The sequence below is a fragment of the Streptomyces sp. NPDC021019 genome (genome assembly GCF_044333295.1).
Taxonomy (GTDB): Bacteria; Actinomycetota; Actinomycetes; order Streptomycetales; family Streptomycetaceae; genus Streptomyces.
Map to the genome: position 1 here is coordinate 79,664 of NZ_JBIRQR010000012.1, position 25,537 is coordinate 105,200.

The 25,537-nt window shown below is 72.9% G+C and carries 16 protein-coding genes, 2 tRNA genes, 1 pseudogene and 1 riboswitch; of the genes and pseudogenes, 11 read left to right on the forward strand and 8 right to left on the reverse strand.

Translation table 11 applies throughout. From position 1 onward, the window contains the following. Positions 1–221: pseudogene (locus ACH4RG_RS35720) on the forward strand (RNA helicase); the annotation flags it as partial. Between the two features lie 737 nt (positions 222–958). Beyond that, positions 959–1,032 (forward strand) — tRNA-Lys (locus ACH4RG_RS35725). A 743-nt stretch (positions 1,033–1,775) separates the two neighbouring features. Here the strand turns inward: ACH4RG_RS35725 and ACH4RG_RS35730 are convergent. Next, entirely contained in the window at positions 1,776–2,060 is a 285-nt protein-coding gene (locus tag ACH4RG_RS35730) for a hypothetical protein (RefSeq protein ID WP_397919209.1), read from the reverse strand. A 202-nt stretch (positions 2,061–2,262) separates the two neighbouring features. Here ACH4RG_RS35730 and ACH4RG_RS35735 point away from each other — a divergent pair. The 5 genes from ACH4RG_RS35735 to ACH4RG_RS35755 all read left to right on the forward strand — a co-directional run bounded on the left by ACH4RG_RS35735 (position 2,263) and on the right by ACH4RG_RS35755 (position 7,077). After that, positions 2,263–2,336: transfer RNA gene (locus tag ACH4RG_RS35735), tRNA-Met, on the forward strand. 108 nt (positions 2,337–2,444) lie between these two features. Continuing rightward, on the forward strand, positions 2,445–3,191 hold the full coding sequence (locus tag ACH4RG_RS35740; RefSeq protein ID WP_397929656.1) for a MerR family transcriptional regulator: 747 nt from the start codon (positions 2,445–2,447) through the stop codon (positions 3,189–3,191). Between the two features lie 141 nt (positions 3,192–3,332). Beyond that, positions 3,333–4,553, forward strand: a complete 1,221-nt coding sequence (locus ACH4RG_RS35745; RefSeq protein WP_397919312.1) for a PP2C family protein-serine/threonine phosphatase — start codon at positions 3,333–3,335, stop codon at positions 4,551–4,553. Positions 4,554–4,779: 226 nt separating this feature from the next. Then, a riboswitch (cyclic di-AMP (ydaO/yuaA leader) is annotated at positions 4,780–4,932 on the forward strand. An 11-nt stretch (positions 4,933–4,943) separates the two neighbouring features. Beyond that, complete coding sequence (locus tag ACH4RG_RS35750) at positions 4,944–5,975, forward strand: M23 family metallopeptidase (protein ID WP_398540885.1); 1,032 nt, start codon at positions 4,944–4,946, stop codon at positions 5,973–5,975. Positions 5,976–6,132: 157 nt separating this feature from the next. Beyond that, positions 6,133–7,077 (forward strand): aldo/keto reductase, encoded by a 945-nt coding sequence (locus ACH4RG_RS35755; protein ID WP_397919215.1) that lies wholly within the window; start codon positions 6,133–6,135, stop codon positions 7,075–7,077. A gap of 55 nt (positions 7,078–7,132) precedes the next feature. On the opposite strand, the gene ACH4RG_RS35760 is transcribed toward ACH4RG_RS35755, so the two are convergent. The 4 genes from ACH4RG_RS35760 to ACH4RG_RS35775 form a co-directional block, all read right to left on the reverse strand. Beyond that, positions 7,133–8,644 carry a PrsW family intramembrane metalloprotease gene (locus ACH4RG_RS35760; protein WP_398540886.1) on the reverse strand — a complete coding sequence of 504 codons (1,512 nt, stop codon included), beginning with the start codon at positions 8,642–8,644 and terminating at the stop codon, positions 7,133–7,135. A gap of 73 nt (positions 8,645–8,717) precedes the next feature. Further along, entirely contained in the window at positions 8,718–9,653 is a 936-nt protein-coding gene (trmB, locus tag ACH4RG_RS35765; protein ID WP_397919219.1) for a tRNA (guanosine(46)-N7)-methyltransferase TrmB, read from the reverse strand. Continuing rightward, positions 9,646–10,902, reverse strand: coding sequence for an L-2-hydroxyglutarate oxidase (gene lhgO / locus ACH4RG_RS35770; protein ID WP_397919221.1), 1,257 nt, complete (start codon positions 10,900–10,902; stop codon positions 9,646–9,648). The genes trmB and lhgO overlap by 8 nt, the downstream gene beginning before the upstream one ends. A gap of 170 nt (positions 10,903–11,072) precedes the next feature. Beyond that, entirely contained in the window at positions 11,073–12,662 is a 1,590-nt protein-coding gene (locus ACH4RG_RS35775; protein WP_397919223.1) for a sporulation protein, read from the reverse strand. An 854-nt stretch (positions 12,663–13,516) separates the two neighbouring features. Here ACH4RG_RS35775 and ACH4RG_RS35780 point away from each other — a divergent pair. Then, positions 13,517–15,628, forward strand: a complete 2,112-nt coding sequence (locus ACH4RG_RS35780; RefSeq protein WP_397919224.1) for an asparagine synthase-related protein — start codon at positions 13,517–13,519, stop codon at positions 15,626–15,628. A gap of 78 nt (positions 15,629–15,706) precedes the next feature. On the opposite strand, the gene ACH4RG_RS35785 is transcribed toward ACH4RG_RS35780, so the two are convergent. Beyond that, a complete protein-coding gene (locus ACH4RG_RS35785) occupies positions 15,707–17,695 on the reverse strand; it encodes a sigma-70 family RNA polymerase sigma factor (RefSeq protein WP_398540887.1) in 1,989 nt (662 codons plus the stop codon). Positions 17,696–18,058: 363 nt separating this feature from the next. Next, a complete protein-coding gene (locus tag ACH4RG_RS35790) occupies positions 18,059–19,003 on the reverse strand; it encodes a TetR/AcrR family transcriptional regulator (protein WP_397919227.1) in 945 nt (314 codons plus the stop codon). Positions 19,004–19,427: 424 nt separating this feature from the next. Between ACH4RG_RS35790 and ACH4RG_RS35795 the strand changes: the two genes are divergently transcribed. Together ACH4RG_RS35795 and ACH4RG_RS35800 are read left to right on the forward strand one after the other, a co-directional pair. Then, complete coding sequence (locus ACH4RG_RS35795) at positions 19,428–20,813, forward strand: NAD(P)/FAD-dependent oxidoreductase (protein WP_397919314.1); 1,386 nt, start codon at positions 19,428–19,430, stop codon at positions 20,811–20,813. Positions 20,814–21,172: 359 nt separating this feature from the next. After that, positions 21,173–22,951 (forward strand): SpoIIE family protein phosphatase, encoded by a 1,779-nt coding sequence (locus ACH4RG_RS35800; protein WP_398540888.1) that lies wholly within the window; start codon positions 21,173–21,175, stop codon positions 22,949–22,951. Positions 22,952–22,964: 13 nt separating this feature from the next. Here the strand turns inward: ACH4RG_RS35800 and ACH4RG_RS35805 are convergent, their stop codons facing one another. Further along, positions 22,965–24,368, reverse strand: coding sequence for an MFS transporter (locus tag ACH4RG_RS35805; RefSeq protein WP_398540889.1), 1,404 nt, complete (start codon positions 24,366–24,368; stop codon positions 22,965–22,967). A gap of 165 nt (positions 24,369–24,533) precedes the next feature. Here ACH4RG_RS35805 and ACH4RG_RS35810 point away from each other — a divergent pair, with 165 nt between their 5' ends. Next, positions 24,534–25,091 (forward strand): MarR family winged helix-turn-helix transcriptional regulator, encoded by a 558-nt coding sequence (locus tag ACH4RG_RS35810; RefSeq protein WP_397919231.1) that lies wholly within the window; start codon positions 24,534–24,536, stop codon positions 25,089–25,091. Positions 25,092–25,537 lie beyond the last annotated feature (446 nt).

The window sequence follows — 25,537 nt, forward strand, 5'->3', positions numbered from 1 at the left end:
GTCGTGACGACCGTCCCTCCGGTGGCTTCCGCTCCGGTGGCAGCGACCGCCCGTTCAACCGTGACCGTCGTGACGACCGTCCCTCGGGCGGCTTCCGTTCCGGCGGCGCCGGCGACCGCCCCACCGGCCGTCGTGACGAGCACCGCGGCGCCAACACCGGCACCAACACCGGTTCCTTCGGCCGCCGTGACGACAAGCCGCGCTGGAAGCGCAACGGCTGACCTCCGCCCGGCCGACAACCGGCCGAGCGGGTACGCCTGACAGACCGGCAGGGCCCGTACGCCACCGAACCGACTCGGTGACGTACGGGCCCTGTTGCTGTCCCGGGGCCAGGGTTCCACCGCGTCCACATGACGTTCCCGTGGCGTGGTGATCCTGTTCGAGACGCACACACTCGTGCGAGGGACGCCACCGGGGAGCGAGCCCGGCGGACGGGACGCCCTCGGGGACCTCTGCGTGGTGCTGGACGAACAGAGAAGACCGGGACGGGCTGGAGGGCGTACGACGTGCACTCGCCCGGCGACCTCAACGGAGACGGCGTGGCCGACGTGCCGGCCCGTCAGAAGTCCACCGGTTCCGCCCACCTGCACGCGTCGGACCGGGCGGGCGAGCTCAAGGAGGGTGTCCTGACCGGCACGGGCTTGCAAGGGCCTCAGTCGGAGCCGGGGACCCGACGGGCGACGGCATCGGGGACGTCCTGACGCGCGACTCCTCCGGGGTGCTGTGGCGGTACGAGGGCGGGGGCGACGGGCTGTTCGCCCCCGCGAGAAGCTCAGCCCCGGCCGGCAGGGCTACCTCTCGCTGTTCCAGCCGCCGGCCGGCCCCGGTGTCGCCACCCGTCGGCCCCGGCGAGTGGATCTCGATTCCCGGCATCCGGTGACGCCGTGCAGGGGCGCGAATCGGATACCGCCTCGGCCGCCGGGCCGGGGGCGGCTATGCTCGTGGAGTGATCTCTCAGGGGCCGTTAGCTCAATTGGTCAGAGCAGCGGACTTTTAATCCGTTGGTTGTGGGTTCGAGTCCCACACGGCCTACCCCTCGGCCCCAGGTCAGAGCGTTTCTCTGGTCTGGGGCGGCTGCTGGTTCGGATTCGTTCCGGGCAGGCGCTGCACCCAGGCTCCATCGAAGTGCGAACGATCACACGAAGCAGCCCCCGCCTCACGCGCGAGACGGGGGCTGTGGTCGTTCTGCGGGGCTACGCCTCGGGCTCGGCGGGGATCGCGGCCCCCCCGCACCGGCCGGGGCTTTCGCGGGTCACGCGAGTCGGGCTCCTGCCCGTCCCGCCACGCGGCCACCGTGCCCGCGTACCGCGGGTCGATCCACTCCTGCGCCATGAGGGGCCTCCTGCCCAGCAGGCCGGCCCTTCGGCCTCGGGATGATGACGATCCTGCGTTCCGGGGCGTGCTGGCACTTCGCCGCCACCGACACCAGCGTCTCGTCGGACGGCTCGCCCCGCAGTCGCGCGTCCGCGACGTACGTGTCAGAGACCGTGCACGCAGGTGCTTTTGCAGGCCTTGCAGGCCCACCGGTGTCGTCGTCACACCGTCCGTCGTGACGGTCCGGTGGTTGGTCGACACGGCGTCCGTCGGCGTAGGTGCGGGTGCGCAGGGCCCCCAGGACGTTGCGTGATGAGAGGGGGATCATCGGGCGCCGGGGGGCTCGAGGCCCGGGACTGGATACGGCGAAGCCCCCGGGGCCGGTGGCTGGCCGGGGACTTTCACGGCGGCGACTCGGTGGCTGGGCACTTTCGTGGTCGGCCACGGTGTGCTCCGTTGGGTCAGGGCGCCGGGGTGGCGCTTTCGTCGCCGAAGAACTCTGCCGTCTTGGCGGCGGTGATCTCGCCGGCGAGGCGCTGGAGCGTCTTGTCGTCGACTCCGCGGCATGCTGTGGGCCGTTCGTCGTCCACGGTTTCTTCGCCGGCGGCCATGGCTTCGTCGACCTGCTTGACCATCGCGGTCTTGCAGGCGGCGACGTCGGGCTTCGGGTCGGGGCCACTGCCGCATCCGGTAAGGGCGAGCAGGGCGGCCACCGTGGCGGTGGTGAAGGTGTGTCCGGTGCGCATGATGGTCCCCCCAGGACGTTGTGTGGCGTGAGAGGTCATCATCGGGCACGGGGGGTGCCGCTGTCCGGGGTTCGCTGTCCGGAGTTCGCGGTTCGGGGTGCGGGGTGCGGGGTTCGGGCCATGGGTTCACCTCCGCCCCGGAGGCGTTCCGCCGTCATTGGTCAAAGGTGCGCCGCGAATGCCGTAGAGTTGTGTTTACCGACGCGGGGTGGAGCAGCTCGGTAGCTCGCTGGGCTCATAACCCAGAGGTCGCAGGTTCAAATCCTGTCCCCGCTACTGAAGGCCCGGGCCCGGCACGCACAGCGTGCCGGGCCCGAGTCGTTTCCTGGCGCCGTGCTGGTGCGGCTTGACCTTGACGCAGCGTAAAGATCTAGCGTTTCCGGCATGGAGTGGTCCATTCAGGAAATCGCCCGCCGGGCCGGCACCACGAGCCGCACGCTCCGGCACTACGGAGACCTCGGTCTCCTCACGCCGAGCCGGATCGGGAGCAACGGCTACCGCTACTACGACCAGGACGCCCTCGTGCGGCTGCAGCGCATCCTGCTGCTGCGGGAGCTTGGTCTTTCGCTGCCCGCCATCAAGGACGTGCTCGCGGGGCAGCGGGACACGGCGGTGGCGCTGCGGGCGCATCTGCGGCTGCTCGAACAGGAGCAGGCGCGCATCGGGCGGCAGATCGCCTCGGTGCGGACCACTCTCCACAAGACGCAGGAGGGGATGGAACTCATGGCCGATGAAGTGTTCGACGGCTTCGACCACACCGCCCACGAACAGGAGGTCACCGAGCGCTGGGGCCGGGACGCGTACGAGGAGGGCGACCGCTGGTGGCGTTCGCTCGGGGACGAGCGGAAGAAGGCGTTCCAGGACGAGCACGAGGCCATCGCGCGCGCCTGGGGGCGGGCCAGGGAGGCGGGGCTCGCCGCCGACGGGGCCGAGGCGCAGGACCTCGCGCGGCGGCACTGCGCCTGGCTGTCCTCGGCCAAGGCGCCCAGTCGTTCGTACGTGATCGGGCTCGGCGAGATGTATGTCGCCGATCCCCGCTTCGGAAAGAACTACGATCGCTACGGGGACGGCACCGCCGCCTTCGTACGGGACGCACTGACGGTGTACGCGGAACACCGGCTTTCCGACTGACCACGGAAGGCCGGACCTCCGCCCGCCTTCCCTCTATTCGGCCGATGCGGAGCAGCCGCTCGGCGCGGCTGCGGGAAGCCCGGGCGGGGCGCGGTACCGTCCGCAGCCGTGGGTGGACCGGGCAGGAGTGCACAGGTGGGGATGGCCGACGAACGGCGCAGTGCCACGGCGGGGAGTTTCGACGCCGTGGGCCGGGTGGTGTTCGGGTCCCGGGAGGGCCAGCTGACGTCCGACGGGCGGCGCACCGGGCGGTTCGTCCGGCTGCTTCCGGCCCTGCTGATCCTCGGCGGGCTGGTGCTCGACTCGCTGACTCCGCCCAACTTCACCGCGGTCCCCCTGTTCGTCGCGGCCCCGCTGATCGCCGCGCCGTTCTTCTCGAAGACCCGGACCGTCCGTACGGGGATCGCCGCGGTCCTCTCCGTCATCGCGATGCGGCTCTCCGACGGGACGACCACCCAGGTGGTCCCGATCATCGAGCTGATCACCGTGCTCACGGCCTCGGTGCTGGCCCTCGTCATCAACGGCGTCGTGCGGCGCGGCAACGAGCAGCTGGCCTCGGCCCGGGTCATCGCGGAGACCGCCATGCGGGCCGTGCTGCCGACCCCGGCCGAGCGGATCGGCGGACTCCAGGTGGCCGCGCGGTACGAGGCGGCCCAGGCGGACGAGTTCGTGGGCGGCGACCTGTTCGCCGTCGCGGACACCCCGTACGGCGTGCGTGTGGTCGTCGGCGACGTACGCGGCAAGGGGCTGGACGCCGTCGAGGCGGTGGCGGTGATCATCGGGGCGTTCCGGGAGGCGGCCGAGCAGGAGCGTTCGCTGGAGGGTGTCGCGCAGCGGCTGGAGCGGGCGCTGGCCCGGGAGGGGACGCGGCGGTACGGGCTGGACGCCATGGAGGGGTTCGTCACCGCCGTGCTGGCCGAGATCCCGCCCGGTTCGGCTTCGTTGCGCCTCGTCAACCGCGGTCACCCCGAGCCGATCCTGCTGCATGCCGACGGCGCCCTGGAGGTGCTGGCGCCCTCGGTGCCCGCCATGCCGCTGGGGATGGACCTGGGGGTGTGGCCGGACCGCTCCGACGAGTGGGCGATGCCCGCCGGGGCGACGCTCCTCGCCTTCACGGACGGCCTGTCCGAGGCCCGGGACCCGAACGGGGTCTTCTACGATCCGGCGGCCCGGCTGCGCGGCCGGATCTTCCCCGGTCCGGAGGAGCTGCTGTCGGCGCTGACGGACGACGTACGACTGCACACCGGTGGGCGGACCACGGACGACATGGCGCTCATCGCGGTCGGGCGGCCGGCGGAGGGGCAGCCCGTGCCCCGGACGACGGTGAAGATCGTGGGCCGGGGCGATGACGCCGGGCGATGACACGGTGCGTAGTCGAAGGGCGCCGCTCCGCATAACATTTGACACACCGTCAGAAAAAGTGATGTGGCTGAGTCGCGGTCAAGTCGCCCGATTGCGCCCGGTTGCCACCCGTACATCCCTGCCGTGCTCGTTAATGATCAACAGGAACAGCTTGGAATAGGGCCTGTCCGTCTATTAACGTTCGATAACGCAGCGCGGTCGTCACAGCCGTCGTCAGAGACGGCGCCGCGCGCGAGCGCCGAATCCCGCAAGGGAACCGGGGAACCACCTACATGGGGTGAATCGGACGCCTGCGTCTCGTGAGAGACGGAGGGGCCCGTAGGAGACCTTCCTGCTCCGAACCCGTCAGCTAACCCGGTAGGCGAGAAGGAAGGAAAGGAGTGCGCCCACGTGGCGTCCAACAAGCCTGCCCCTGAGGCCCCGTCACCCTTCCGTGCCGACATCTTCGGTGGCGAGGAGCGCACCTGGGAGGAGTGGAACCCCACCGCGGAGTCCATCCGTCCCGTGCGCGGCAAGCACCGCGTGGCCAAGCAGCGTGGTCTGGCCCGTAGCTCCACCGTCCTCGGAGTCGGTGTCATAGCGGCCGTCGGTGCGGGCGGTATGGCCACCGCGCAGGACAAGGCGCCGGTCTCCATCTCTCTTCCCGATTCCATCGTGGACAACCTCCCCGACGCCAAGTCCCTTCCCGGCGTCGGGTCTTTGATGTCCGACGAGGCGGAGCCCGCCCCGGTCGCCGCGTCCGCGCCGCTCACCACCGCCGGCCTCACCACCGCCGAGGCCGAGCAGGGCACCGACGCGGGCGAGGCGCTGCGCGCCCGCATCCTCCAGCAGGCCGAGCAGCAGCAGGCCAGCGCCGACGCCGAGGCCAGGGCCGCCGCCGAGAAGGCAGCGGCCGAGAGCGCCGCCGCCGAGGCCAAGAAGCAGCAGGACGAGGCCGAGGCCGCGGCCGCCGCGAAGAAGAAGGCGGCCAAGGAAGCGGCGGAGAAGAAGAAGGAGGCCGAGCGGCTGGCCAAGCTCGCCGCCAGCTTCTCCCTCCCCACCTTCTCGTACACGATCACCTCGACCTACGGTCAGTCCGGCGCGCTCTGGTCCTCGGGCCAGCACACAGGTCTCGACTTCGCCGGGTCGGCCGGTGCGCCGCTCAAGGCCGTGCACAGCGGCACGATCACGTCGGCCGGCTACTCCGGTTCGTACGGCTACCGCACGGTCCTCGAACTCGAGGACGGCACGGAGATCTGGTACGCCCACCAGTCCTCGATCGAGGTCTCCGTCGGTCAGAAGGTCACCACCGGCCAGACCATCGGCCGCATGGGCGACAGCGGCAACGTCACCGGCGTCCACCTCCACCTGGAGGTCCGCACCGCGGGCGGTTCCGCGATGGACCCGATGGCCTGGCTCAACAGCAAGGGCCTGAACGTCTGACCTCCCGGCCCCGCGGCTGACGTCCTTCGTCGCCGCCCCGCAACCCCGGCAGCCCTGACGCACACCCCCCGACGTCAGGGCTGCCGGTCTGTCCGGGGACGGTACGGTCCGGCGGGCGGCGGAATACCGTCGCCGCCCCGGCCCGTTGAACCTCCACATGACTTCTCCGCGCACCCTCGGCAGCTCCGACCTCCAGGTCTTCCCCCTCGCCCTCGGCGGCAACGTCTTCGGCTGGACGGCGGACGAGGACCAGTCCTTCGCCGTCCTGGACGCGTACGTCGCGGCCGGCGGCAACTTCATCGACACCGCCGACGCGTACTCCGCCTGGGTCGAGGGCAACGAGGGCGGTGAGTCGGAGACCGTCATCGGCAAGTGGCTCGCCTCCCGCTCCGACCGGTCCGACATCGTCGTCGCCACCAAGGCCGGCGCCCACCCCGACCACCGGGGCCTGGCCGCGGGCACCCTCAAGGGCGCGGCCGAGGCATCGCTGCGCCGCCTCGGCACCGACCACATCGACCTCTACTACACGCACTTCGACGACGAGACCGTCCCGGTCGAGGAGATCATCACCGCCCTCGACCAGTTGGTGAAGGAGGGCAAGGTGCGGTACATCGCCGCCTCCAACATCAGCCCCGAGCGCCTGCGGGCCTCCCTCGACTTCTCCGAGCGCGAGGGCCTCGCCCGGTACGTCGCGCTCCAGCCGCACTACAACCTGGTCTCCCGCGACACCTACGAGGGCGACCTCCAGGACACCGCGGCCCGCGCCGGCCTCGCCGCCGTCCCGTACTACGCGCTCGCCTCCGGCTTCCTCACCGGCAAGTACCGTCCCGGCACGGCCGTGGAGAGCGCCCGCTCCGCGAAGGCGGGCGGCCACCTGGAGTCGGAGCAGGGCCTCAAGGTGCTCGCCGCCCTCGACCGGGTCGCCGGGGAACGGGGCGCCGAGATCGCCACGGTCGCCCTCGCCTGGCTCGCCGCACAGCCGACCGTCGCCGCCCCGATCGCCTCCGCCCGTACGGTCGAACAGCTTCCCGCCCTCGTCGCGGTGGCCGACCTGCGGCTGACCGACGGCGAACTCGCCCTGCTCACCGAGGCGTCTGCCTGACGGAGCCGGATGCCGCCGCCGTTCGCGGAGGCCGGAGCTGTGGCTGCGGCTGTGGTCATGCCGGCGGGCGGCGGTGGCTGGGTGGTGCGCTGCCGTACGGCTGGGGCGGCGGGTAGGCGGCGGGGTCGTATCCCGGTGTGGGCCCGTGCGCCTGCCCGTATCCGGGCGTGGGCGCGGAACCGTACCCGTACCCGTACCCGTACCCGTACGGGTTTCCGTCTCCGCTTCCGTACGGCGTCGGCATGGGGTGGCCGCGGTGGGCGCCCGGGCGGGCCGTCAGGAGGGCCGCGTGAGTGAGGGCCGGGGCCGCGAACTCCCGGCGCTGCCAGAGGTGGTGCAGCAACTCCCGCTCCCGCGCGCCGAAGTCCGGGCCCACCGCGCCGTGGCGGGCCCGGCGGCGCAGTCCCGCGAGGGAGGTCGCGAACGACTCGTACTCCGCGACCGCGCGGGCCGCCGCCCGGCCCCGCGTCCGGTCCGGTTGCCAGTGGCGGGCCAGGTCGCGGGCCATGCCCCGGGCCCGCATGGAGGAGAGCGCCGACGGCTCGGCGGGGGTGAGCCAGCCGGCCGCCGCATAGGCGGGCAGCTCGGCGGCGAGAGCCCGCAGCTCCCGCTGGCGCGACCAGATCGCCAGCCAGGTCACCAGGCCGAACGCCGGGACCATGACGATCCCGTACACCGCGTAGAAGCCGTACGGGCCGAAGGCCGACGAACCGTTCCACAGGGCGTGCAGGCCCATCGCCAGCAGCAGCCCCAGCACCGGCAGGGCGATCCGGCGGACCCGGTGGCGGCGGGCGCTGACGGCCGCGAAGCCGAAGCCGAGGCCGGTGAGGACCGTGAACAGGGGGTGCGCGAACGGCGACATCACGATCCGCACGAAGAACGTCCCGGCCGTCACCGAGGCGAACCCGGAGCTGCCCAGCTGCTGGTCCTCGCCGAAGGCGTTGCCCAGATAGAGGATGTTCTCGGTGAACGCGAAGCCCGTCGCGGTGAAGCCGGCGACGACGACGCCGTCCACCACCCCGCTGAACTCCCGTCTGCGGAACAGGAAGATCAGCAGCACGGCCGCCGCCTTCGCGCTCTCCTCGACCACGGGGGCGATCACCGTCGCTCCCAGGGTGTCGGCGCTCGCCGGATCGGCCGTCGCGGTGGCTATCCAGCGCGTCGCGAACGAGTTGGCGATGATCGCGACGAGCGCGGCGGCGCACGCGCCCCAGGCGAAGGAGAAGATCAGATTCCGCCAGGGGCCCGGCTCGACGCGGTCCAGCCAGCGGAACGCCGCCATCAGCAGTGGTACCGGCAGCACCGCCAGACCGAGACCGACGAGAAACCCCTCCGGGCCCGTCTGTTCGCGGACGAGGGCGAGGATCACCAGCCCGCACAGCACGAGCGCCACGATCACGGCCCCGGCGCGGAACACCTTGCTGCGCCACACCATGCCGACGCGGCGCGGCCGATAGCGTGCTCGGCCGCGCTCCGGCGCGGCGCCCAGGACCTCGTCGAGCCGCTGCTCATGGAGGACCGGGACGGCGGGTCGCGCCTGCTGATGCTGCACGGAGGGGTCGGACACCTCTCGACCCTAACGAGGAGCACCGACACCCGGCGACGGCGCGTCCGGCCAGGACGCGGCCGCACCCGGTGTGTCAGACGCGGGTGAACAGCAGGTCGTGGACGACGTGCCCCTTGTCCAGGCCCTGTCCCTCGAAGCGGGTGAGCGGCCGGAACGCGGGGCGCGGGGCGTATCCGCCGTCGGCCGCGGTGTTCGCGAAACGGGGGTGCGCGGTGAGCACCTCCAGCATCTGCTCGGCGTACGGCTCCCAGTCGGTCGCGCAGTGGACGACGGCGCCGGGCTTCAGCACCGGGGCCACCAGGTCCAGGAACTCGGGCTGGATCAGGCGCCGCTTGTGGTGCCGGGCCTTGGGCCAGGGGTCGGGGAAGTAGACCCGCAGGCCGTCGAGCGACTCGGGGGCCAGCATCTCGCGCAGCAGGATGACCGCGTCGCCGTTGGCCACCCGTACGTTGGTCGAGCCGGCCCTGTCCGCGAGGCCCAGCAGATTGCCCTGGCCGGGGGTGTGGACGTCGACCGCGAGGATGCCGGTGCCCGGGTCGTCGGCCGCCATCTGCGCGGTGGCCTCGCCCATGCCGAAGCCGATCTCCAGGACGACGGGCAGACCGTCGAACATCTCGGCCAGGTCAAGGACGCGCTGCCCGTCGATGTCCAGGCCCCACTTCGGCCACAGCCGCTCCAGGGCGTCCTGCTGGCCGGTGGTGACGCGGCTGCGGCGCGGCTGGAAGCTGCGGATCCGGCGCTCGTGGTGCGAACCGGCGGGGTCGGCGGCGGGGCCGCCGGGGAAGCGGGGCTCCTGGCGCAGCCGGCGCGCGCGCTCGAAGGAGGCGGCCCGCAGCGCGGCGGTTTCCTCGGCCGTGACGTCTGCCGCGGCGTCGGCGAGCGCGTCGGCCGCCGTGGAGCCGCTTGCGGTGGAGCCGGCCGCCGGGCGGCCGACGGGCACCGTGCCGGGCGCGTCGTCGTCGGGGGCTTCGGCGGGGGTGGAATGGGGGTTCAAAGGCTGCTCAGACACAATGACCGGATTCTACGGCGGGCGGTTTCCACCCCGACCTCTGAGCCCGGCGCAGCGCGAGCCGTGCCACCTCCCGGCCGATGGGCAGGCACGCCGTCGCGGCGGGCGACGGGGCGTTGAGCACATGCACGGTGTGCGGCGCCTCGCGGATCAGGAAGTCGTCGACCAGCGTGCCGTCCTTCAGCACCGCCTGGGCCCGGACCCCGGCGGGCGACGGGCGCAGGTCGTCCTCGGTGACGGCGGGCAGCAGCCGCTGGACGGCCCGGGTGAAGGCGGACCGGGACAGCGAGCGGTGCACCTCGCCCGCTCCGTACCGCCAGTGTCTGCGGGCGATCTGCCAGGTGCCCGGCCAGCTCAGTGTGGACAGCAGTTCGGCGGGGCGGACCCGCGGCCAGGTGTATCCCTCGCGGGCCAGGGCGGGGACCGCGTTCGGCCCGACGTGGACGGAGCCGTCGAAGCCCCGGGTGAGGTGGACGCCGAGGAAGGGGAACGCCGGGTCCGGCACCGGGTAGACCAGGCCGCGCACCAGCTCGGGGCGGTCCAGCGTGTAGTACTCGCCGCGGAACGGCACGATCCGCACCCCCGGGTCGTCCCCGGCGAGGCGGGCCACCCGGTCGCAGTGGAGACCCGCGCAGTTGACCAGGACTCTGGCCCGGACGACCAGGCCGTCCGCCGTGCGCACCGCGACGCCCCAGGGGCGCCGGTCTATCGCGGTGACCTCCGCGCCGTACCGCACGATGGAGCCGGCGGCGGTCACCTCGGCGGCGAAGCGCCGGGCGACGGCCGTGAAGTCGCAGACGCCCGTCGTGCCGACCCGGATCGCCGCGAGGCCCCGGACCTCCGGCTCGTACTCCGCGATCTGGGCGGGGCCCAGCTCCCGCACGGGCAGTCCGTGCTCGCGGCCGCGCTGCACCAGGCCGTGCAGCCGGGGCAGCTCGGAACGCTCGGTGGCGACGATCAGCTTGCCGGTGGTGGCGTGGGCGATGGAGTGCTCGGCGCAGAAGTCCGCCAGCTCGGCGGAGCCGCGCAGCGCGTACCGGGCCTTGAGGGAACCGGGGCGGTAGTAGATGCCGCTGTGGACCACGCCGCTGTTGCGGCCGGTCTGGTGGCGGGCGGGGCCGCGCTCCTTCTCCAGGACCGTCACTCTGGTGCCCGGCGCGGATCGGGTGATCGCATACGCGGTCGACAGACCGACGATCCCGCCGCCGATCACCAGCACATCGCAGTCGTACGCCGCGTGCGTCATCATCACGCCACCTCCCACCCCGATAGTGCACTGACCCACTGACAACCGGCTCAAACCCCAGCCGGGCAGGGCGTGGCGCACACCTCGCCCGGCGGGTCCCCGGAGCGGGCCCCGCCGGGCGGCCTCCGTCGCCCGGGCTCAGCCCTGCTCAGCCCGGGCTCGCCCGCTGCTGGTCACCCCGGGGTGACCAGCAGCGGGCGAGCCCGCTCCCGCAGCTCCGCGACGCGGGGCTCGTCCCCGTACGGCTCCAGGCGGTGAAGCAGATCGCGCACATACTCCGTGGTGCGGGCCGAGGAGATCCGACCGGCGACCTCCACCGCCCGGGTGCCCGCCGCGCAGGCCGCGTCCAGATTGCCCGACTCCAGCTCGGCGACGGCGGAGACGACGAGCCGCAGTCCGTGGCTGCGGACGAACTCCTCGGTCGGCCGGGACAGCGCCTGCTCGGTGAAGCGCCGCACCTGCCGGGGAGCCTTCAGGTCGCGGTAGCACTCGGCGGCGTCGGCGGCGAACCGGTCGTAGCCGTAGAAGCCGAGCCAGGGCGGATCGGAGTCGCCCGCCCGGGACCGCTCCAGCCAGCTCTCCGCGCCTTTGAGCGCGGCCCCGGCGGCCGCTGCGTCGCCGGCTTTCGCATGGGCACGGGCCTCCACCAGCCGGAAGAAGCTCATGGTCCGGGCGGTGGCGAGACCGCGGTTGCGCTCGACGGCGGCCTGGGCGAGGTCGACCCCCTCGTCGGCGAAGCCCCGGTAGGTCGCCTGGAGGGACATCGAGGCGAGGACATAGCCGCCGAGCGGGACGTCCGCGGCGGCCCGGGCCAGGCGCAGGGCCTGGATGTAGTAGCGCTGGGCGGCCTCCTGCTGGCCGGTGTCGAAGGCCATCCAGCCGGCCAGCCGGGTCAGCTCGGCGGACGCGCCGAACAGGGCCCGTCCGACCTCGTCGGTGTACGAGCCGAGGAGCAGCGGCGCGGCGTCGACGCGTAAACACTCGGGAACCATGGAGGAGCGCCAGTCGCCGCCGCCGTACTTGGAGTCCCAGCGCCGGGCGTCCTGCGCCGCCTCGCGCAGCTTCGAGACATCGCTGTGACCGACCCGCAGCGGTGAGGCGTCCGCCACCGACTCCGGGCCGGGCTGGAGCGGGACGGAGCCCGCCGCGCCGGGGATGGAGCCGCCGGTGTGGAGGACCGGTGCGCCCCGGGCGTCCGGCGCGCCTCCCGGTCCACGGGCGCCGGCCCCGCCGGGGCTCCCGGTTCCGCCGCCGCGCGCCCCGAGGACGGCGGCCCGCGCCGCCGTCGGGTCCCGGGCCACCGACGGATCGGCGGGGGTTATCAGCCAGCGCGAGGCGGGCGTCGCGTAGGCGCTCACGGAGAACGATCCCGCCAGGGACTGCCAGATCCCGCCGCCGCCCCGCCGCCCGGCCAGATCCAGCCGGTACAGCTCGGTCGCCGACCGGACCGCTTCGCCCACGTCCCGGGGGAAGGCCAGGCCGACCTCCGGGGCCGGGTCCGCGTCGGCGAGACCGATCTCGTGCAGCGGGACCGGCCGGCCGAGCTTGGCCCCGATCGCCGCGGCGATGAGGTGTGGCGCCGCGCCCTGCGGCACCATTCCCTTGGCGACCCACCGGGCCACCGAGGTCTTGTCGTAGCGAAGTGTCAGACCGCGCTGTGCTCCGAGGTCGTTGACCCGCCGGGCGAGCCCGGCGTTACTGATTCCCGCGAGGGCGAGAACCGTGCCGAGCTTCTCGTTCGGCCCGCGTTGCTCCCTGGACATGCGCCACCCCTCGACACACAGACAGCCGCCGCGTCACCGAGGACGGCGCGCGGCATTCGTACCGATGCCTCCCCAGGTTCGAACCTCCGTACTCCGCCTGCACACGCATGTGGCCGAGCCCCGAGGAATATGCCCCCCTGCTGAGAACACCAGTAAACACAGCGTAGTTCTCCCTATCCCTACCGTTAAGGGGCAGACGTCCGGATGGCGGGATTGTTGTCCGTGCGGGCGGTCCGGGCCGCCCGGACGCCGACGCGCGGGCCGGGGTGCGGCGTGCCCCCGGCGTGTGGCCGTGCGCCCGGCCGTGCGCTCTGGCCCGGAGATCGCCGGAACGCTTGTCTGGGACCTGCGTGGGTCGGCCCGCTGCACTGGACTCAGTGGGCTGGGGGAAACCGCCGCTCCATTCCCCGCGGGCGGTGGACCGGTCCGGGAGGTGAGGCCCACCTCCCGGACTGTGCGTGGGAGGGTCCGCCAGGGGGGCGCGGCACGACATGCGCGCAGGGTGGCGCTTCGAGAGAATGGCCGAATAGCGACGGTCCGGTGAGGGTCTGGCCAACGGTCCGACTATGGCCGGATATCGGCGCTGTTTCCGGGCGGCGTCGGCCCCTCCCCTTCCACGGGGGCGGGCCGGGGCGGCGCGGAGACCGGACGGCCCCGCCTCCGCAACTCCCGGAACTGACGGTTCCGTTGCTGTCGTCGCGGTGAAGACCGCGCCGGGCCTTTGCCAGGGGCGCATGCTCTTCCGGCGTGCGCCGCCCGTACACCCTCTCCTGCGGCATTGTCGTGGCAGCATGTCCCGCAGCGGCGTTTCGCTCGTCAAGTGCGCCGTTTGTCCACAGCCTGTGGAGGCGGCGATGCGTTGGTTGGTGGGATGGAGCAGTGTCGCCGCGAGCTTCGGCACCGTCGGCGCCGTCGGAAACGGCGGAGAGGGGCGCACGGTTCATCCCGTGGGCTCCCAACTCCTTTGGGGAGACCCGGATCCGCTCTGGGCGGTCGGCGACTGGCGGCCCGACGAGATCCGCGTCATCGGCGTCGCGACCCCCGAGGGGGCGCCCACCGCCCGCCTCGCGGTCCTCGGCTGCTGCGGCGCCACCGATGAACAGCTGCGCGTCGGCCTGCTCGCCGCACGCGGTGGCGCGATGCGCCATCTCACCGCCTGGTCCGGCAGTTACACCGCCGTCGTGCAGATCGGCCGCCGCATCACCGTCGCGGGCGACCTGGCCGGAGCCCGGCCCGTCTTCCACACGCCCTGGGCCAACGGCACCGCCTTCGCCACCGCCGCCCTGCCGCTCGCCGACCTCATCGAGGCCCAGCTCGACATCGGGCACCTCGCCGCCCTGCTCGCCTGCCCGGAGACCCCCGAGGCCCTCGGCGACGGCACGCCCTACGTGGGCGTGAAGCGGGTCCCGCCGGGCCACGCGCTCATCCTGCGGGAGGGCTCGCGGGAGATCACCGGCTACGAGGCCGTCGCCTCGCTCGCCGTCGCCGCCCCCCAGGCCGACCCGGTGCACGCCGTGGAGGGCGTACGGGACGCGCTCGTCGAGGCCGTACGCGCCCGGCTCACGGCTCCGCGCCACGCGCCGGAATCCCAGCCGCCGGACCCGGGGCCCGTCCCCGGCATGGGCCCCGCCGACCGGCGCGCGGCCCGGGGCGGACCCGTGGCGGGCATCGGCGCCGACCTCTCCGGAGGCAGCGCCTCCGCCACCCTCGCCCTGCTCGCCTCCGGACTGCCCGGGCTCCCGGGCACCCTCCTCGGCCACGGCACCGGCGCGGGGGAGCGGCTGCTCGCCGTCACCTTCAACGACCTCACCACCCGTGGCGACGAGGACGAGCTGGAGCGGGCCCGCGCCATCGCCGCCAACCCGCGCCTGCACCACGTGGTCGTCGCGGCGGGCGAAGAGGCCCTGCCGTACGCCTCGTTGGAGGTCGGCGCGCTCACCGACGAACCGGCCCCCTCGCTCGTCCTCGCCGAGCGCCACCGCCGCCGGCTCTCCGCGGGCAGCGCCGACCACCTCGTCGGGCACGGGGCCCGACAGGTCCTGGACGCCCACCCGGCCCGTCTCGCCGACCTCCTGATGGACCGGCGCAGACGTCATCTGCTGCGCCCCGTCGCCGCTCTCACCAAAGCCGAAGGCCCCACGGCACACTCCCTGTTCGTCCCGCTGACCGTCTACCGCGCCGCCCGCCGCCTGGCCCGTACGTCGTACCGCACCGGCCTGGAGTCCGCCGCCGGCCTCCTCCCCGACGCCAACCGGTACGCCCCCGACCTCGCCACCCCCGCCGACGCCTCGCTCGCCGCCCTCGCCTGGTCGCGCCCCGGGCCGGCGGCGCGCTGGCTGACCGGGGAAGCGCTGGCCGAAGTATCGGTTCGTCTCCAGGAGGCGGCGATCCGGCCCGCCTCCGTGCAGCGACCCGGGGAGGCCCGGGCCCGCGCCGCCCTCGCCCGGGGAGCCGCCGACCACCGGATCCTGGAACAGGCCGCGGAGATCCGCAGCCAGCGGCTGCACGCCCCGTTCCTCGACAACCAGGTCGTGCGGGCGGCCCGCGCCCTGCCCGAGTCGCTGCGCGTCCAGCCCGGCGCACGGGCCGCGATCCTGCGCCGGGTGCTCGGCGGCGCGGGCATCCACGATCTGCCGCCCGGCTGGGGCACGCCCTCCCAGGCCACCTCCACCGCCGTCACCCGCACCGGGCTGCGCATCGCGCTGCCGGAGCTGATGGCCCTCTTCGACGCCCCACTGCTGGCCGACGCGGGCCTGGTCGAGGCCAGGGTGGTCCGCAAGGCCCTGCGCGCCGCGTCCGAGGGCGAGCCGCTGCCCCTGGACGGCCTGGCGGACCTGGCCTCCACCGAACTGTGGCTGCGCCGTCTGGTGACCCGTCGGGGCACCTGCTGGACGGGTACCGCCGCTCCGCGCCAGCGCGCGGTCGCGGGCGGTGTGACCCCCGCCCGTCGCACGCTCCAGCCCTGACCGGAACAGCCTCAGTTCCTGGCCGGAAAGTGACACAGGGAGGCGCCGCCGGGAAGCCCGGCCGGGGCGGGCGTACGCTCAGGCGCAGCTGATCCGGGACTCCGCCCAGTCGGCCAGAGCCACCCCGCCGAACGGCGTCTCCGGCTCCACCACGAGGCGGATCGAGGACTGGCCGGCGATGCTCACGCTCACCGGAACGGCGGGGCCGCCGCCCTCCGTCACCGGGGAGCGCCACAGCCGGGCCCCGTCCCCGCCGAACACGGAGAAGCGCACAGCGCCGAGCCCCACGGTCAGGTCGTCCACGCCGACCATGGCCTCGTAGCGTGTGCAGGGCCGGTTCAGCTGGATGGTCACCGAGGAGCGGGCGTGCACGGTCACCCCGTGCGCGTAACGGGTGGAGGCGATGGACACGTTCGAACGCTGCCAGATCCAACTGCTCTGCCCCAGCACGACCTCCGGCTCGCTCCGGTCGCCGAACACGGAGTACGCCAGCTCGCTGACCTGGTACACCTCCGGGGCGGGCGGGGGCGGCGTGGGTTTCGGCGGCTTCGGCGTCGGCTTCGGGGACGGTGGCGGGCTCGGCGCCGGGGGCGCGGGCCTCGGCGGCGGCTCGGGGGAGGGCGTGGGGCTCGGCGTCGGCTTCGGGGCCGGCTCGGGCGGGGGCTCGGACGGGGACGGGGGCGCGGGCGGCGCGGGGGCGGCCGGAGGTTTCGGAGCCGGCTTCGGGGACGGCGGGGGAGGCGGTGTGGGCACGGCGGGCGCCACGACCGGCGGCTTCGCGAGCGGCTTGGGCGCCGGCTTCGGCTGGTCGTCGCCGACGAGCGCCCACACCAGACCGGCCGCGGCGGCCACCGCCACAGCGGCGGCGATCCCCGCCTTGGCGGGCGCGCCGAGCCCCTCGGAGACCGCGGCGCCCCCGGCGGCCCCACCGGCGGAACCGGACCCGGTGGCCGCCGCGGCGGCGCCCGCTCCGGCGGCCCCGGCCGCGCCTCCGGCCACGACGCCCGCGGCCTTGAGCGCGTACCCGGCGGCGAACCATCCGATGACCGCGACGGGCAGCAGCGCCGGAATCCCGGCGTTCACGTGGTCCAGCTCGCCCGCCGCCACCCGACATCTGGCGCAGGTGTCGAGGTGCTTGCGCAGCCCGCGCTCGGCCCGGGTCCGCAGCCCGCCCCGGGCGTGGGCGCCCAGCCGGTCGGCGTACTGCGCGCAGTCCCCGCCGGTGGTGAGCGCCTGGCTGACGTGGGCCTGGAGGTAGGCCTGCTTGAGCCCTTCGCGGGCGCGGCTCGCCAGGACGGCGGTGGCGTTGGCGGTGAGACCGAACAGCGGGGCGATCTCGCTCGGCGATTCCTCCTCCACCGTGGTGTGCCACAGGACCGCCTGCCAGCGTTCCGGGAGGCTCCGGAACGCCTGCATGGCCATCGTCTGCTCGGCTTCGTGCATCGCGAGGACGTCGGCGCCGAGGTCGAGGGTGTCGTCGTCGGAGAGCTCCGAGGAACGGGAGGCCTGGGCGGCGAACACCGCGAAGTCGTCGACCAGATGCTCACGCTTCGCGCTCTTCGTCCAGGCGGCGGCGACATGGCGGACGGCGGTCATCAGATAGGCCCGGACCGCTTCTGTCGGCCCCTTCCCGCCCCGTACGGCCTGGAGCGTGCGAGCGAACACCTCGGCTGTCAGGTCGTCGGCGGTGTGCGCGTCCCGGCAGCAACTGCGGGCGTAGCGCAGGACGGCGGGCGCATGTCGCCGGAACAACTCCTCGTAGGCCTGGTCGTCGCCGGCGCGCATGTCCTCGACCAACCGGGCATCGGACAGCCCGGCTTCGGGGGCTCCACCGCGGCCCGCACGCTGCTGCGGAACCGCGTGGGCGCCGGCCGCGCCGGAGGTGTCCTCCTCGGCGACGGCGGGCCACGGACCGGGCAGTACGGTCCCGCCCTCAACCGCGTCGTCCGACGGGCCGCGTACGGCCTGGGTCGGCACCTGGCCGACGGACAACCCGTCCGCTTTCGTGTCCTTGTCGGCCGCTGCGATCTCGCCGAGCGGCTCTTCCTGCTGCTCGTTACCGCTCATCGCGGAAGCCCCCGTATACACCCTCGGACTCGAATACCGGCCAAGACTGCCACATGGCTCAATCGCGCTGGCCCCTCAGCCCCGCCAACCACTCATCCGGGGTGTTCTCTCGAATGCGAGTACTAGAGGCCCTGCTTTCGGGGAATGACTATCCGCTGATTCGTCCACCGAACCCGCTCAGCGGCCACCCCTACCGGTACCGGCCGTCCGCCCGCCCGTGCCCGCCCGCCTCGCCCGCACTGCGGGAGAGCCGAGGCGGGACAGCCGATGCGGAACAGCCGATGTAGGACGACCGATGCGGGACGACCGATGTTCGGGACGACTGCCGCGGAGCACGTGGGGCCGCAGGCGGACGGCGGGGCGTCACGCCGGGCGCGACCTCAGCCCCTCCAGCAGGATGTCCAGCAACCGGGCCGAAGCCGCGGCCTGCTGAGCGGCGTCCGGCAGCGAAGGAGCCGCCGTGGCGATGACCAGCAGCACATCGGCCACCGTCACGTCCCGGCGCAGCTCACCGGACTCCCGCGCCCGGTCGACCAGCCGCCCCACGACCTCCAGCAGCTCTACCGCGCCGGTGTCCTCACCGAGGCCGTCGAACCCGTCCGAGCCTCCGGAGCGCCGGCCGACGACGCGGAAGTCGTCCTGGCCCACCCCCTGCCGCTGCTGCGGAACGCGGGTCTCGTCCACCGCGCCCGGAGCCGACGTCGCTCCGGAAGCCGCCGACGCACCCGGCTCCTCCCCGTCGACCCCGACCCGCAGCACGTGCGGCGGCAGCAGCCTGCCCGCGCCCGACGCCACGGACGTACGCAGAAAGCGGGAGAGCGCCGACCAGGGCTTCTCCTCCTGGCCCAGCGCCGTACGCGCCTGCTCGGTCAGCCGGGAGGTCTCCTCCTCGGCTATCCGGCGCACCAGGACGTCCTTGCTCGGGAACCGCCGGTAGACGGTGCCCACGCCGACGCGCGCGCGACGCGCCACGTCCTCCATCGGAGCGCCGTAACCCAGCTCCCCGAACACCTCGCGAGCCGCCCGCAGCACATGCTCCAGATTCCGCTGCGCGTCGACACGCAGCGGAGCCGAGCGCGGCGTGCTCGCGGTCCCCGCCGCTCCGGCCGTCGCCGTTCCCGATGTCGTCGCCCCGCTCGGGGCGTGTCCCGCAGCGGTGGAACCCATCGCCGCGGCACTCACCGCCGCCGCGGAACGAACGGCGTCCGCCGAGCTCATGACGCCGAGCGCGCCCACGGAGCCGAGGCGTCCCTGGTCCTCGGACGCTCGGGCGAGCGCAGTCTGGCCATGCTTATCCTGAATATGCATAACTTCCCCCGGTTATGTCGTCTCCCCCCGGAGACTTCCCGCCGTTTCGGTCGGGGAGCGGAGCACAACGAAATCCGCACCCGACACCCCGACGGGTTACGAACATAGTTGAGCCTGCGTCAATTCAGAAGGGGGTAGTTCCGCATGGGGCGCCCCCCGATCGGACCAAGATCCGATGCGTACTGGTACGGCACCCCTTCGCTTACCCCGTGCGCACTGCCTGACCTGCGCGGCTGTCGCCCCTCACCGCCCACGCGCCCCGAGTGCCCTCGGGGAACCTCCGGTCACACAATCTGCCGGGCCTGTGGACAAACCACTGACTCCGTTGCGTCATGGGGTGGTGATGGCTCCAGATTCCCGGGGGACGACCCCCGGCACCCGGCCAGGTGTGCGCATTCTCGTCGTCGGCGGTGGCTACGTCGGGATGTACACAGCGCTGCGTCTCCAACGGAAGTTGAAGCAGAGACTGAGGAGCGGCGACGCCGAGATCGTGGTCGTCACGCCCGAGCCGTACATGACCTACCAGCCCTTCCTCCCCGAAGCGGCCGCCGGTTCGATCTCGCCGCGCCACGTGGTCGTGCCGCTGCGCCGCGTCCTGAAGGACTGCACGATCGTCATCGGCGAGGCCCAGCGCGTCGACCACGCCAAACGGACCGCGACCGTCACCACCCTCGCCACCGGTGACGACGGCACCGGAGCGCTGGAGATCGGGTACGACGAGATCGTCATCGCCCCCGGGTCCGTCTCGCGCACCCTGCCCGTCCCCGGCCTGGCCGCATTCGGCATCGGTTTCAAGACCGTCGAGGAGGCCATCGGGCTGCGCAACCACGTCATCGAGCAGATGGACATCGCCTCCGCGACCAGGGACCCCGCGATCCGCGACGCCGCTCTCACGTTCGTCTTCGTCGGCGGTGGCTACGCGGGTGTGGAGGCGCTGGCCGAACTGGAGGACATGGCCCGCTACACGGCGCGGTACTACCACAACATCAAGCCGGCCGACCTGAGATGGATCCTCGTCGAGGCCTCCGGGCGGATCCTCCCCGAGGTCGGCGAGACCATGGGCACGTACGCCATCGGGGAGTTGCGCGGCCGGAACATCGACGTACGCCTCGAAACCCGCCTCGACGCCTGCGAGGACCGCGTCGCCGTCCTCAGCGACGGCTCCCGCTTCCCCACCCGCACCCTCGTGTGGACCGCGGGGGTCAAGCCGGCCCCGCTGCTGGCCGCCACCGACCTGCCCCTCACCGAACGCGGCCGGCTCCGCTGCACCGCCACCCTCGGCGTCGAGGGCATGCCGCACGCCTGGGCAGCCGGCGACGCAGCGGCCGTGCCCGACCTGACCGCGTCCGAACCGGGGCGCGAGACCGCCCCCAACGCCCAGCACGCGGTGCGCCAGGCGAAGGTCCTCGCCGACAACGTCCTCGCCTCGATCGACGGCCGGCCGCTCGAGGAGTACCGGCACGCGTACGTCGGTTCGGTGGCCTCCCTCGGTCTGCACAAGGGCGTCGCCCACGTCTACGGCCGCAAGCTCAAGGGCTACCCCGCCTGGCTGATGCACCGCGCGTACCACCTCAGCCGGGTCCCGACGTTCAACCGGAAGGCGCGCGTCCTTGCCGAATGGACCCTGTCCGGGCTCTTCAAACGCGAGATCGTCTCCCTCGGTTCGCTGGAGCACCCCCGCGCCGAGTTCGAACTCGCGGCGGGCGGCGGCTCCGGCACCCCGGGCCTTCCGGGCCCCGGCCGCCGGAAGGGGCGGCCCGGAGAGCCGCCGGACGACCGCCGGGCGGACGCCCCCCCGACGGACAGCTGATGGACAGCTGACAGGACGGCCCCCGCGCGGCCCCGCCGGCGCAGCCGACGAAGGCTCGGGCCGCACCTCCGGCCGCACCTCCGGCCGAGGCCGGCACCGGACCGATCGAGGGTCGGAACGACCACGGGGCGACGACTGTCAGTACGGTCGGTCACACTGGACGTGTGACCATAGGTGGGCCCACACCTGCACAGAGTGACCCGGTCGGCAGTGACCAACAGTGACCAGCAGCGACGCACCAACAGATCGACGAGGCCCGGCTGCGCCTTCCCGGGGGTACGGCCCCCGGTGCCCCCGAACCCGGCAGAAGAAGCAGCCCGCCCGAGCGGACCAGACCGACACACGAGGCCAGAAATACCGTGAAATTCACGCGTTGGAGCGCCCGCCTTCCCGGAACGCAGCGCCGAGCCGCCGCACGGGACGAACGTAGTTCCGTGCCGGCGGCCCGAGCCGAGTACGCCCGGGCGGACGGCTCGCCCGTCCTGCCGGACGACGCCTCCCCGGCGCCTTCCGGCCCCGCCTCGACGGAGGCCCTTCCCGGGACCGCCCTCGACGACCTCTCCGCCCGCGAGATCCTCGGCCGACTCCCCGCCCCCGTCGCCCTGCTGCGCGGCCCGGACCACCGCATCGCCTATGTCAACGACGCGTACGAAGCCGCGTTCGGCCCCCGCCCGTGCGGCGTTCCCGCGGCCGAGGCCATGCCCGAACTCGCCCAGCTCAGCGTGGTGGCGCTGCTCGACCAAGTCCTGCGCAGCGGCACCGCCCGTACGGTCAAGTCCCGCAGGACCGCCGAGGGCGGTTCGTACACCGTGACCTGCACCCCCGTCGCCCCCTGGGGCAACGCGGAGGACGAGGGATACGGAGTAAGCGGGGCAGACAAGGCGGAGAAGGGAGAGCAGGGAGAGCACGGAGGCGACAAGGGCGACAGCCGGGCCGACGGCAAGCGAGAGGGCGGCGTCCTCGTGTACGCCGCCGACGTCACCGATCACGCCGAAGCAGCCGAACGCCTGCGCACCAGCGAGCGCCGCCACCGCGAAACGGCCGTCACCCTCCAGCGCTCCCTGCTCCCGCAGGAGCTGGAACAGCCCGACGACCTCCGTATCGCCGCCACCTACCAGCCCGGCGGAACCGACGCCGCGGTGGGCGGCGACTGGTACGACGTCATCACCCTCGGAGCGGGCCGCACCGCCCTGGTCATCGGCGACGTGATGGGCCGGGGGGTGCGGGCCGCAGCCGTGATGGGCCAGCTCCGCACCGCCGTCCGCGCCTACGCCCGGCTCGATCTCCCGCCGCACGAGGTGATCCAGCTGCTGGACGGACTCGCCGCCGAGATCGACGCCAGCCAGATCGCGACCTGCGTCTACGCCGTCCATGATCCGAACGAGGGGCAGCTCGTCTACGCCTCCGCCGGACACCTCCCGATCCTCGTCCGTGACGAGGACGGCACCGTCCACCGCGCCGCCGACCCCACCGGCCCCCCGCTCGGTACCGGCGGCTGGGTCCACACCTCGGGCACCATCGCGCTGCCACCGGGCTCCACCGCGGTCCTCTATACGGACGGCCTGGTCGAACGGCGCAGCGAGGACATCGACGAGGGTGTCGCCTCACTGGCCCGCGCCCTCTCCGGCGCAAAGGGATCACCGCAAGTGGTCTGCGACCGGCTGATCCGCTCCCTCGGCGTGACCGCCGAGCACGACGACGACGTGGCGGTCCTGGTGGTCCAGCACCCCGCCCGTACGGGAGCGAGCGCGGAGCTGTTCCACAACGCCGCGCTCGAACTCCTCGGCGGCATCGAGGCCGCCCCGCGCGCCCGCGCCTTCGCCACCGGGGTCCTGACCTCCTGGCGCTTCCCCGTCGAGCTCCGTGACCTGGGCGTCCTCGCCACCAGCGAACTGGTCGCGAACTCCCTCCAGCACGGCACCCCGCCGATGCGCCTGGGACTGCGCCGTACGGACCGCCGACTGATCATCGAGGTCACCGACGGCGACGATCACCTGCCGCGCCGTCGCCAGGCCGAACCTGCGGACGAGGCGGGGCGCGGCATCTCGATCATCGCGTCGATCGCCACCTCGTGGGGCAGCCGGCGGACGCCGGGCGGCGGCAAGGCGGTCTGGTGCGAGTTCGCCCTGCCGCGGTGAGCAGGTCGCCCCTTCAGTGACCGGCGGGCGCGGACACCGGGGCGGAAACCGAGGGCGACCCGGATCCGGTGGTAGCGGACCCACCGGCCCCGGGACCGGTGCCGGGACCGGTGCCGGCGGATCCGGTGGTAGCGGTCTCCGCACCGGCTCCGCCCTCGGGCAGTGACACCGCGACCACCCGCGACGGGACGCCCGCGAGCGACGGCTGGTCCTGTACGGGGGTGAGCCGGCGTCCCAGCCGCAGGGCGAGCCAGGTGATGCCCAGCGAGAACAGCACGAACGTCACGATGTACGGGCCGTGCAGCGACGCCCCCATGGGCCCGCCGACGGCCGGACCGACCGCGAGCGCGAGCTGCTTGCACAGCGCGAACGCCGAGTTGTACTGCCCGACCATCGACTCCGGCGCCAGATCGGCGACCAGCGGGGCGACGGTCGGCGAGAGCATCGCCTCCCCCAGCCCGAACAGCGCGTACGTCGAGATGAACGCGGCCGTCGCCATGGTCTGGCTGCCATGGCCCAGCCCCGCGTACCCCGCCACGATCCAGGCGAACGCCCAGATCAGGCCGACCGCGGCGATGACCCGGCTGCGCCGCCGCCGCTCCACCAGCCGCAGCACGACGAACTGCGCCACGACGATGACCGCGGTGTTGGCGGCAAGGGCGAAGCCGAGGGTGGAGGGCTCGATCCCGGCGGCCTCCGTGCCGTACGCGGCCAGGCCGGACTCGAACTGCCCGTAGCAGGCGAAGAACAGGACGAACCCCAGAACGCACAGTTGCACCATGGCCCGGTGCGAGAGCAGCGCCCGCAGCCCGCCCTTCGCCGCGGACCCGTCCGCCGGACGGGTCCCGCCGAGCGAGGCCGGACGGGGCATCCGCACCGTCGTCACCACGACACCGAGCACCACGAACATCACGGCCTCGATCAGGAACAGCATCGTGAAGCTCGCCGGACGGTCCACGTCCACCAGCTGCCCGCCGACGAGCCCGCCGAGGCCGAGCCCCAGGTTCTGCAGGAAGAACTGCGTGGCGAAGGCCCGCGTACGGGTCGCGGTGCTGGAGCACCACACGAGCATCGTGGCGAGGGCCGGCTGCATGACGGCGGTGCCCGCGCCCAGGACGGCGGCGGACAGCACGGCCGCCGGAACACTGCTCGCGAACCCCAGGGCCACCGCGCCCACGGAGGCCAGAACGGAGGCCACCGCCAGCACGGGCAACGGGCCCCGCCGGTCGATGGCCCGCCCGGTAAACGGCAGAACGGCCAGCGCTGCCATCGCGAAGGCGGCCAGGACGATGCCCGCCGTCCCGGCGCCCAGATCCCGCACCTGCGCCACGTAGACGTACAGATACGGGACGGTGAACCCGAGCCCGAACGCGCTCAGCGCGCTGCCCAGCTGGATCCGCCGCAGCGCTGCGCCCATCTCCCTGGTCACACTCACCTACCTCAAGAACTCGAAGGCCTCGATCGCGGAGCGTCGAGACCTGGTACGAAGAAATCAGACTCGAAGACTTTAGCACTAAAGTTAGAAGGTGAAAACTACAGAGTGAAGGACTTCAAGGGGTGGGGGCGTGCCATACTGCCCGCCATGTCCGAGAGCACCGAGGAGCCCGGCCCCAGCGAGCCGAGCCTCGACGAACAGATCGCCGCCTACCAGCGCGAGTTCCGCGACCTCGACCCGCAGGTCGAACAGGTCGTCTCCGCACTGGGCCGACTGAACCGCAGGATGAACGTCGCGTACGGGAGACAAGTCGCCGCGCTCGGCATCAGCAACGCCGAGTGGGAGGTCCTCAAGACTCTGGTCCTGGCAGGCGCTCCCTACCGTCTGGGCCCCGGCGAACTGGCGAAGCGCCTCGGCCTCACCCCGGCCGCCATGACGCATCGCATCGACCGGATGGCCGGCGAGGGCCTGGTCACCCGCGACCGTGACGAGAACAACCGGGTACGCGTCATCGTCGAGCTGACCGACGAGGGCCGAACGAAGTGGCTCGAGGCGATGCGGATGGCGACCGACTTCGAGGAGGACCTCCTCCAGGACCTCTCCGGCGACGAGCGCGGTGTCCTGGGCGAACTGCTGATCCGTCTGCTGCGCCGGGTGGAACACGCCCAGCCGGACGCCGGCGGCCGACTCACCGACCTGGACTGAACGGCCAGCACGACGGTCATGAGACGCCCTGCGGAGGCCATCGGGGGAGGGTTGACACACCCCTGGTGGATCCGTAAAGTTCTCCGAGTTGTCACGGAGCCGGACGGTTCCGAGGCAGCCGATCCTGCCGCGGACGCGGCAACCAAACTTCAGCACGATCTCCCACTCGGGATGATTTCGGCATGCCGGAATTCATGACGAAGGCCCGATTATGAGCCGTCGGGAGAATCCGCTAGAGTTTGAGCGTCGGAACGGCCCAACAGCCGGGAAGACAAACCCCGCTGACTGGGAATCAGGCCCGAAAGGATCTGATAGAGTCGGACTCGCCGGAAAGGGAAAACGCGAAAGCGAAGAACCTGGAAGGCGAGATGCGAGGCCCGCTTCGACCGGGAATCGGACACGAAAGAGTCTGATAGAGTCGGAAACGCAAGACAGCAGGACAAAGA

Bases quoted from the DNA above. Each gene is read 5' to 3' on its own strand.
- ACH4RG_RS35745 (WP_397919312.1), top strand. From the start codon at position 3,333: ATGGCCGACGAACGGCGCAGTGCCACGGCGGGGAGTTTCGACGCCGTG.
- ACH4RG_RS35785 (WP_398540887.1), bottom strand. From the start codon at position 17,695: ATGAGCGGTAACGAGCAGCAGGAAGAGCCGCTCGGCGAGATCGCAGCG.
- ACH4RG_RS35755 (WP_397919215.1), top strand. From the start codon at position 6,133: ATGACTTCTCCGCGCACCCTCGGCAGCTCCGACCTCCAGGTCTTCCCC.
- ACH4RG_RS35810 (WP_397919231.1), top strand. From the start codon at position 24,534: ATGTCCGAGAGCACCGAGGAGCCCGGCCCCAGCGAGCCGAGCCTCGAC.
- ACH4RG_RS35790 (WP_397919227.1), bottom strand. From the start codon at position 19,003: ATGCATATTCAGGATAAGCATGGCCAGACTGCGCTCGCCCGAGCGTCC.
- ACH4RG_RS35805 (WP_398540889.1), bottom strand. From the start codon at position 24,368: ATGGGCGCAGCGCTGCGGCGGATCCAGCTGGGCAGCGCGCTGAGCGCG.
- ACH4RG_RS35795 (WP_397919314.1), top strand. From the start codon at position 19,428: ATGTACACAGCGCTGCGTCTCCAACGGAAGTTGAAGCAGAGACTGAGG.
- ACH4RG_RS35780 (WP_397919224.1), top strand. From the start codon at position 13,517: ATGCGTTGGTTGGTGGGATGGAGCAGTGTCGCCGCGAGCTTCGGCACC.
- ACH4RG_RS35740 (WP_397929656.1), top strand. From the start codon at position 2,445: ATGGAGTGGTCCATTCAGGAAATCGCCCGCCGGGCCGGCACCACGAGC.
- ACH4RG_RS35730 (WP_397919209.1), bottom strand. From the start codon at position 2,060: ATGCGCACCGGACACACCTTCACCACCGCCACGGTGGCCGCCCTGCTC.
- lhgO (WP_397919221.1), bottom strand. From the start codon at position 10,902: ATGATGACGCACGCGGCGTACGACTGCGATGTGCTGGTGATCGGCGGC.
- ACH4RG_RS35775 (WP_397919223.1), bottom strand. From the start codon at position 12,662: ATGTCCAGGGAGCAACGCGGGCCGAACGAGAAGCTCGGCACGGTTCTC.